Annotated in this window: 1 protein-coding gene; it reads right to left on the bottom strand. The window is 40.7% G+C overall.

The features are described from left to right. The coding region (gene putP, locus CXF78_RS00345; RefSeq protein ID WP_102035668.1) for a sodium/proline symporter PutP at positions 1-1,168 on the bottom strand (1,168 nt) is incomplete at its 3' end. Positions 1,169-1,454: the final 286 nt, after the last annotated feature.

Raw genomic sequence — 1,454 nt, 5'->3', positions numbered from 1 at the left:
TAGAGCGATCCAGTGCTAGTAAACTTGCCACAATGGCAACTCCAGCAACACCATAACGGCCCATTTTAACCATTTCTTTATCCGTTGATTCTTTCTTTGAAATCACCCGATAGATATCTTCAGTTAGCGAGCTTGACGATACTAATAACTGTGAAGATATGGTGCTCATAATCGCGGCTAAAATAGCTGCAAGCAAGAAACCACTGATTAAAGGATTAAACAGTAATTCTGAAAATATAATAAAGATGGTTTCAGGATCACTGACTTTCATGTCAAATTTGTTGGCATAGGCAATACCGACTAGACCTGTAGCCAGCGCACCAACGATAGTGACTGTCATCCAGCTCATGCCAATTCTTCGTGCGGTTTTGATATCCGAGACTGAGCGGATAGCCATAAATCGTACAATAATATGTGGTTGGCCAAAATAACCTAATCCCCAAGAAAGACTGGAAATTAACCCGAGCATAGTGACATTTTGCATCGCATCAGAAAAATGCGGAATAGACTCATAAGCAAAGCCCATCATTTTGTCTGCGCTACTAAACTCTTGATACGCAACCACGGGTACTAAAACTAAGGCAATAAACATAATACAGCCTTGTACAAAGTCCGTCAGACTTACGGCTAAGAAGCCACCGAGTAGGGTATAAGACACTACTACAGCAAGGGTGACGATTAACCCTAGTTCATAACTTAAATCAAATGCTGATACAAATAACTTTCCACCAGCGACAAGCCCGGCTGATGTATATAAGGTAAAGAAGATAACAATGATAACTGCTGCGATAATACGCACATGACCGTTAGGTGCATGGAAGCGCTTAGCAAAAAACTCAGGAATGGTCAGGGAGTTATCTGCAACTTCGGTATAGACCCTTAATTTAGGTGCTACAACAAGGTAATTAACCAATGCACCAATTAATAGACCTAATGCAATGTAGATGGTTTCAAAGCCAACCAAGAACATAGCCCCAGGTAAGCCCATTAGCATCCAGCCACTCATATCGGAGGCACCTGCTGACAGCGCGGTGACTTGTGGGCTGACTTTACGGCCACCCAAAATGTAACCCGATACATCGCTTGTTGATTGTTTATACGCGAACAATCCAATGCCTAGCATTACCAGGAAATATATTGCTAATGAGACATAGGTTAAGTAATGCATGAATTATTTTCCTCCTAACGCTTTGTGATTTTGAATCCCGCTAGGTTTCAACATAACAAAGAGATAGGTGCTTAGAAGGGCACATAAACAAAATAATTGTGAAGCCTCTTTCAGCTTTAGTGTAGCGGTATTCAACATAGTGGTAATGAGATTTTCTTCGTTTGACGTGTCCGTTGACATAATGTCCTCCTGGGTGCGGGCTAATCGGCTTATTGTTAATTTATTTTTCATTCAACAATAAAAAACCACCAAACTAGTTAGTGGTCTAACTATATTAACATCATTT

Origin of the sequence: Shewanella sp. 11B5 (assembly GCF_002836795.1) — a bacterium.
GTDB lineage: Bacteria > Pseudomonadota > Gammaproteobacteria > Enterobacterales > Shewanellaceae > Shewanella > Shewanella frigidimarina.
This window is presented reverse-complemented; position numbering and strand designations above follow the sequence as displayed.